Annotated in this window: 7 protein-coding genes; 6 read left to right on the top strand and 1 reads right to left on the bottom strand. The window is 62.2% G+C overall.

Going from position 1 to position 7,323, the window contains the following annotated elements; all coding sequences use genetic code 11:
* The 6 genes from J0I79_RS02035 to J0I79_RS02010 form a co-directional block, all read left to right on the top strand.
* The coding region (locus tag J0I79_RS02035) for an iron-containing alcohol dehydrogenase (protein ID WP_292854992.1) at nucleotides 1-301 on the top strand (301 nt) is incomplete at its 5' end.
* A 15-nt stretch (nucleotides 302-316) separates the two neighbouring features.
* Nucleotides 317-1,804 (top strand): NAD-dependent succinate-semialdehyde dehydrogenase, encoded by a 1,488-nt coding sequence (locus J0I79_RS02030; RefSeq protein WP_292854991.1) that lies wholly within the window; start codon nucleotides 317-319, stop codon nucleotides 1,802-1,804.
* Between the two features lie 8 nt (nucleotides 1,805-1,812).
* Nucleotides 1,813-2,637, top strand: a complete 825-nt coding sequence (locus tag J0I79_RS02025) for an alpha/beta hydrolase (RefSeq protein ID WP_292854989.1) — start codon at nucleotides 1,813-1,815, stop codon at nucleotides 2,635-2,637.
* Nucleotides 2,638-2,980: 343 nt separating this feature from the next.
* Nucleotides 2,981-3,832 carry an FMN-binding protein gene (locus J0I79_RS02020; protein WP_292854988.1) on the top strand — a complete coding sequence of 284 codons (852 nt, stop codon included), beginning with the start codon at nucleotides 2,981-2,983 and terminating at the stop codon, nucleotides 3,830-3,832.
* Nucleotides 3,833-3,863: 31 nt separating this feature from the next.
* Complete coding sequence (locus J0I79_RS02015; protein WP_292854987.1) at nucleotides 3,864-4,580, top strand: FAD:protein FMN transferase; 717 nt, start codon at nucleotides 3,864-3,866, stop codon at nucleotides 4,578-4,580.
* Complete coding sequence (locus J0I79_RS02010; RefSeq protein WP_292854985.1) at nucleotides 4,577-6,088, top strand: RnfABCDGE type electron transport complex subunit D; 1,512 nt, start codon at nucleotides 4,577-4,579, stop codon at nucleotides 6,086-6,088. Before J0I79_RS02015 ends, J0I79_RS02010 begins: the two co-directional genes overlap by 4 nt.
* Before the next feature lie 7 nt (nucleotides 6,089-6,095).
* Here the strand turns inward: J0I79_RS02010 and J0I79_RS02005 are convergent.
* Nucleotides 6,096-7,323, bottom strand: a 1,228-nt coding sequence (locus J0I79_RS02005; RefSeq protein WP_292854983.1) for a HAMP domain-containing sensor histidine kinase, incomplete at its 5' end; no start/stop codon positions are given.

Below are 7,323 nucleotides of genomic sequence, written 5' to 3'. Positions count from 1 at the left end.
CGTCGCGGCGACGGAGATCGGTGAGATCGGCATTGCCCTCGGTCTGTCCGGCCAAGGGCATGATGTCGAGAGTCTGGCCCACGCAACCATCGATGAGATTGCCCGCCTCTTCCGCGCCATCGGCATCACGGTGACGCTGGCCCAACTTGGGCTTGCCGAGGACAAGATCGACTGGACGGCCGAGCAGGCGCTGGGCATCGACCGGCTGATCAAGAACAACCCACGGCCCTTCGACATCGCCTCGATGCGGAGCCTTGTCCGCGCCGCCTATGATGGCCAGTCGACGCCTGGCACCGTGTGAGCTGGAGCCAAATCCATGAATATCTCTCAAGCCGAATTCGACCAGGATCAAGATATGTCCGACTACATCACCTTCGCGCACGGCCTCTACATCGGCGGCAAGTGGCGGCCCGCGTCCGACGGCCGCGTCATCGAAGTGGTCGACCCTTCAACTGAAGCCGTGATCGCGGCGGTGCCCGACGCAACGCTCGACGACGCGGCTGCCGCGGTGGAAGCGGCGGCGACCGCGGCCCAAGCGTGGCGCGAAACAGCACCGCGCCGTCGCTCCGAGATCCTGCGGCGCTGTTTCGAGCTGATGACCGAACGCGCCGAAACCCTGGCCGCATTGATATCCCTGGAAAACGGCAAGGCCTTGCGCGACGCACGCGGCGAAGTCGCCTACGCGGCCGAGTTCTTCCGCTGGAACGCGGAGGAAGCGGTGCGCATCAGCGGCGAGTTCGGCTTGGCTCCATCGGGTGCGAACCGGATCGTGGTCGACTACCAACCCATCGGCATCTGCATCCTGATCACGCCGTGGAATTTCCCTGCGGCGATGGCAACCCGCAAGATCGCGCCGGCGCTGGCAGCCGGCTGCACCGTGATCCTGAAGCCCGCGAGCGAGACCCCGCTGACCGCCTACGCGCTTGCGGCGCTCTACGAAGAGGCCGGCGTGCCGCCCGGTGTCGTCAACGTCATCACCACCTCCAATCCGGGTCCGCTGACCGCCGCCATGCTGGCCGATGTGCGCGTGCGCAAACTGTCGTTCACCGGCTCGACGGGCATAGGTCGGCTGCTGCTGGCCGAGGCGGCGAAGCACGTTACCTCCTGCTCCATGGAGCTTGGCGGCAACGCGCCGTTCATCGTCTTTGACGATGCCGATCTCGAAGCCGCCCTTGACGGCGCGATGATCGCAAAGATGCGCAATGCCGGCGAAGCCTGCACGGCCGCCAATCGACTCTATGTCCAGGCCGGCATTCACGACGCCTTCGCCGAGGGCCTGCGCAAACGTATGGCGGCGCTCCATGTCGGTCCCGGTACCGATGCGGACACCGAATGCGGTCCGATGATCACCAGAAAGGCGGTGGCCAAGATCGATCGTCTTGTGCAGGACGCGGTTGCGCGCGGCGCCAAGGTCCTGTGCGGTGGCGAAGCGTCCGATGAGAAGGGATATTTTTATCCGCCGACTGTACTTGCCGGCGTGCCAAGCGACGCGGCGATGGGTCACGAGGAAATCTTCGGGCCGGTGGCCCCGATCAGCAGCTTCGAGAATGAGGCGGAGGTCATCGCCCGCGCCAACGACACCGAGTATGGCCTGGCCGCCTACATCTACACGCGCGACCTGGCCAAGGGCATGCGGGTTGCTTCCAGGATCGAGTCCGGCATGATCGCACTCAATCGCGGACTGATGTCCGATCCGGCCGCGCCCTTCGGCGGTGTCAAGCAAAGCGGTCTCGGCCGTGAGGGCGGACAGAAGCACGGCATTGCCGAGTTCATGGAGGCGAAGTACATCGCCGTGACGATTTGAGCAGACAGATGACGAAAGACCCATTCCGCACCCGCGATCATGTCGCCGACTTCGACGACATCGTGGCCGAAATCCGCCGCAGTAGCGCGGAAGCCAGGGCGAGGCTTCCGATGGTCGCTGACGTCGCTTACGGAACCGACCGCAGCGAAACCCTTGACCTGTTTTTCCCGGAAGGGAGACGCGATGGGCTGCCGGTGCATCTTTTCATTCACGGCGGCTATTGGCGCATGTTTTCCAAAAGTGATTATTCCTATGTCGCCGAGACCGTTACGAATGCGGGAGCGATAGCGGCAATCGTGGGCTACGCATTGATGCCTGCGGTCAGGATGGCGACGATCGTCGACCAGGTGCGCCGCGCCAAGCGGTGGGTGGGCGAACGGATTGCAGATCACGGCGGCGATCCCCGGCACCTCACGGTCAGTGGTCATTCCGCCGGCGCGCATCTCGCAACCATGCTCTTCAACGACAGCAGCCCGCGGTCAGGCATAAAGGCCGCAATGCTGCTGGGCGGACTTTACGATTTGAAGCCGTTGCAGACGTCATTCCTCGCCAAGGAGATCGCAATCACCGACGAAGAGGTCGAGTTGTTCTCGCCAATCAATCATCGGTTTGATCCCTCTGTACGGGTCGATATCGTGGTTGGAGCCGATGAAACACTACCCTTTCACAGCCAAGCCGCACGTTTCGCAGAGAGGCTTGAAAAGCAGGGGCTTGTCGTTTCTTGCTCAAATCTTGTGGCGGCCAATCACATGAGCAGTGTCCGTGACCTTGGCTTGGCCGGCACTCACGCTGAAGCGTTTTGGTCTAATCTGCAACGAGAATGGAACGCTTAACCCAATCGTCTGAGCGGCAGCTTTTGAGAGGTATCCAGAGCTGCTCCGATAGCCGATATGGGGCGCATAAAGACATTCAGCGGCTAGCCATCCGCGCGCCGGTGCTATCATCCCTTCCACATCGTTGATCGGAGAACGGCCTGCATGTGATCTGTGAGGTCGAGTTCGCCGAGGCGATCCGCTTCCCGCACCGGAAGGGTAGCCGCAGAGGGCGAGCAGCGCTCGGAAGGAGGTTCGGGCTTAGGCAGTCTGAGCGCGTTGACAGCCAGTTGTCAGCTTCGTCGTGAGATACTGCGTTTGAACCGTCCTGCTCAAGGCAGGCCAACACGGAATTCAGACGCTAATGAAAAAGATTGCCCTATCGTTTTTCGTGCTCGCATCGTCGGGTGCTTATGTCTGGGATCAGGCCGGCTCGGGTCCAATCAGCGACGTGATCGACACGACGGGCCCCGTCAATGCCACCGAGCAGGGCTTGTCGCAGGCGGCCGAACCGGCGCCTGCTTCGATCATTGCCGTCGCGCCGCCCGCCACGCCCTCACCCGCGATCGAACGGCAGGGTGTGCAACTCGAACCTCCAGTGACGCCACCAGGCACGGTTGACAAGGAAACCACGGCCGCGATCCTTCAGCGGGCTTCGAAGCCATCTGCCGTAGCAAAACCGGCAGCAACCAAGATACTTCCAGCCGCTGTCGGCCAGCAGGCGTTTCCCCAGGGGTCAGTGCCAGCACTGGAACCGACGCCGCCTCAACTCACCGGGAATGTCGCGCCTCAGTCCGCGTCCTTCGCCGTAACGCCGGCGGTCTACATCCCCCTTCCGCAGCCGAGGCCGGATTATCCGCAGACTTCAGCCCAGCTCGTCAAGGCCGGGATGAAGGCGTCGCCGAATTCAGGGATAAAGGCCGCGGGCCACGGCTTTGCCGATGGCACATATGTTGGTCCAATCACCGACGCCTATTACGGCCTCATGCAGATACAGGCGTCCATCCAGGGCGGACGTCTCACATCCCTGAAGGTGCTGAAATATCCGAATGACCGACGCACCTCGATCAGCATCAATCGGCAGGCGCTGCCGATGCTGCGGGACGAAGCGATCAGCGCGCAGGGCGCCAATGTCGACATAATCTCGGGCGCGACATTGACCAGCAAGGCCTTCAGACAGTCGCTCGCTGGCGCATTGAAGCAAGCGTCCTCCTGATTCCATGCGCGACACCAGGTTCTTGATGGGCATGCCCATCACCGTGGACATCGGTGGCGCTTGTGGCAGCGGCCTTGTAGACGCGGTCTTCGAATATTTCGAGCACGTCGACCGGCGCTTCAGCACCTACAGGACCGACAGCGAGATTTCGGCCATCAACCGTGGCGATCTTGCCGTCCGCGACTGGAGCGGCGAAATGATGGAAGTTCTGGCCCTGTCTGGACAGACGAGAACCGAGACGGGTGGATATTTCGACATACGCCGGTCCGACGGCTCGCTCGATCCGTCCGGTATCGTCAAGGGCTGGGCCATCCGCAATGCCGCCGGGATCGTTCAGCGAGCCGGCGTCGACGACTTCTTCATCGAGGCAGGCGGCGACATCCAGTCCCGCGGCAGGAATCCCTCCGGTCTCGACTGGAGCGTCGGTATCCGCAATCCCTTCAACGCCCAAGAGATCATCAAGGTCGTTTATCCACGTGGGCACGGCGTCGCGACGTCCGGCACCTATGTGCGCGGGCAGCATATCTACAATCCGCTTGGGACTGGTGAGTCGATTACCGAGATCGTCAGCCTGACCGTGATCGGCGCGGATGTGTTCGAAGCCGACCGTTTCGCCACCGCTGCCTTCGCCATGGGGCGGGATGGCATTCTGTTTCTCGAACGGACAGCTGGCCTTGAGGGCTACGTCGTCGGCAGCAATGGCCGCGCCACACCGACAAGCGGCTTCGGAGCCTTTTGCCAATCATGATCAAGGCCATTGACCGTTTTCTCGACCACCAGACCATGTACCGGCTGGTTCTTTACTACCTGCTCGTCTTGCTAGGCATGGCCTTGGTACTCGGCTTCTTCAATCTCGTGCCGAATGATCCGATCGTTCTCACCTTTACGACGGTGTTGATGCTGGCCGCCTGCTGGACGACCAACAGGGTTTTCGCCGTTGTGTTTGAGGTTCCGGCCAACAGCGAGTCAGTCTACATCACCGCCCTCATCCTGGCGCTCATCCTCGACCCTGTGGCAGCTACCGACCTCAAGGGGATCGGCGCGATTGTGTTCGCCTGCATCTGGGCGATCTCATCCAAATTCATCCTCGCCATCGGCAGGAAGCACCTGTTCAATCCCGCGGCGCTGGGCGTGGCATTAGCCGGCTTGCTGCTTGACCAGCCGGCCACCTGGTGGATCGGAGGCAATTTGCCTCTGCTCCCCGTCGTGCTTGCTGGCGGCCTGCTTATCGTTCGCAAGCTGCGCAGGCTAGACCTCGTCGTGATCTTCATCGTCGTGACGATGGCGATGACACTCTCGACGACCGAGCCGTCGCAATATGCGACAGCACTGACTGAGACGCTGGGCTCGTCGCCACTGTTCTTCTTCGCCTTCGTGATGCTGACCGAGCCGCTTACGGCGCCAGCAACGCGCTTGCCGCGCATCTGCTTCGCTGCGATCGTCGGTTTCCTGTTCGCGCCCAACATCCGCGTGGGCTCATTCTACTTCACGCCTGAGCTGGCACTTCTGACGGGCAATCTCTTTGCATATGCCGTGAGCCCCAAAGGGCGCCTTGTGCTCACGCTCGAGCGCATCGAGCAATCGGCGATGGACAGCTACGACTTCATCTTCAGCTCACCGCGCAGGCTCGCCTTCGAGGCGGGCCAGTATCTTGAATGGACACTTGGTCTCGAACGTTCCGACAATCGCGGCAACCGTCGCTATTTCACGGTCGCATCGGCGCCCACGGAGCAATCCATACGACTTGGCGTCAAATTCTATCCGCGATCGAGCGCCTTCAAGATGGCGCTGGGCGCTATGAAGCCGGGCAGCACGATCCACGCCTCTCAGCTTGCCGGCGACTTCACCCTGCCGACCGATCCCGAGACCAAGATCGCCTTCCTCGCCGGCGGCATCGGCATCACGCCATTTCGCTCGATGCTGCAATATCTTGTCGACATCCACGAAAAGCGACCGATCGTCCTCCTTTACGGAGTCGAGACGCAGCAGGGCATTGCTTATCGAGACGTTCTCCATACAGCAAAGAGAGAACTTGGCGTGAGGACGGTTTTCGCCGTCGCAAACGGCGCCGAGCGTGGCCAGTATTCCGGCTACATCGACGCACGCCTGGTGCGCCTCGCCATCCCGGACTATCTGGAGCGAACCTTCTACATTTCGGGCCCGCAAGCCATGGTCAAGGCACTCCGTGGCAAGCTGCTGGCAATGGGCGTGAGCCGTTCGAGGATAAAGGTGGACTATTTTCCCGGATTTGCCTGAGCGCCGCTCAGCCATGCCGGGGCAAGGCAATGGTCACGATCAGGCCAGGATCGGCATTGGCCATCGTAAGGCGTCCGCCATAGGCTTCGACAATGTCGGAGACGATGGCCAGGCCGAGTCCGCTGCTGCCGCCTTGGCTGTCCAATTGCACGCCGCGCGACAACACCGCTTCCCGATCCGCATCCGGGATGCCCGGCCCATCATCGGCGACCGCGATGGATACCTCACCATCGCTTACGCACGCATTGACCTGAACCGAGGACCTTGCGAAGCGCGCCGCATTCTCCACCAGATTGCCGAGGATCTCCGAGAGGTCGCCTTCATCGACCGGCGCGATGAAATCATCCTCGACGTTGATCACGAATGCGAGCTGCTTGCCGCCAGGCGTTCGCTTGACGACGGCGATGACGCCCGCGGCGGCCTCCCTTACCCGGCACGATGCCTTGCTGGATACGCCGGGCGCCAGACGGGCGCGCGCCAATTCACGCTCTACATGGCGACGGATCGCCCCCGCGCTCTTCTCTATCTCGTCAGCGAGCCCGGCTTCGCCCTTCTGGCGCAGAGCCCGAATGTCGGCCGAAAGCACCTGCAGCGGCGTCTTCAGCCCGTGCGCCAGGTCGGTGGCGCGCGACCGGGCGCGTGCGAGCGCCTTCTCCTGCGCATCGAGAAGGCGGTTTATCTCGTCGGCGAGCGGTTGCACCTCGCTCGGCGCCGCCACGTCAAGCCGCGCTGTTCGCTGCGTGATCACGTTTCGAACCGCGACCCTGAGGTTCTCCAGGGGCGCAAGGCCAACGGTGATCTGGACGAAGAAGGCCGCCATGAGAGCGGCGGCGAGCATGATGAGAGCCGGCACAAGGTCGCGGACATATTCGCGCACCGAAACTTCGACGCTATGGTGGTCTTCCGCCACGATGGCGCGAAAGGACCGGCCGTCGGCATCGGTGATGGTGCGCTCGACTGCTACGGTGAGTTCGCCGCCGGGACCCTTGAGCTCCTCGATCTTTCTCAATTCGCCGCTCGTCCCCTGCTCGGCCAAAACCAACGTTGCGTCCCACAACGAACGCGAGCGCACCAAGCTATGGCTGACCAGGTCTTCCACCTGCCAATAATGACCGGATAACGGATTGGTGAAGCGCGGATCGGTCAGGCCCGGCGCCACCGCAAGCCGGCCGTCGGTCGCGAAACTGGTGGCGCCTATCAGTTCGTTGAGATCGGCTGTCAGCTCGCTGACGACC

It is taken from the genome of Mesorhizobium sp. (assembly GCF_017306585.1).
GTDB lineage: Bacteria > Pseudomonadota > Alphaproteobacteria > Rhizobiales > Rhizobiaceae > Mesorhizobium.
This window is presented reverse-complemented; position numbering and strand designations above follow the sequence as displayed.

Bases quoted from the DNA above. Each gene is read 5' to 3' on its own strand.
- J0I79_RS02015 (WP_292854987.1), top strand. From the start codon at position 3,864: ATGCCCATCACCGTGGACATCGGTGGCGCTTGTGGCAGCGGCCTTGTA.
- J0I79_RS02025 (WP_292854989.1), top strand. From the start codon at position 1,813: ATGACGAAAGACCCATTCCGCACCCGCGATCATGTCGCCGACTTCGAC.
- J0I79_RS02030 (WP_292854991.1), top strand. From the start codon at position 317: ATGAATATCTCTCAAGCCGAATTCGACCAGGATCAAGATATGTCCGAC.
- J0I79_RS02010 (WP_292854985.1), top strand. From the start codon at position 4,577: ATGATCAAGGCCATTGACCGTTTTCTCGACCACCAGACCATGTACCGG.
- J0I79_RS02020 (WP_292854988.1), top strand. From the start codon at position 2,981: ATGAAAAAGATTGCCCTATCGTTTTTCGTGCTCGCATCGTCGGGTGCT.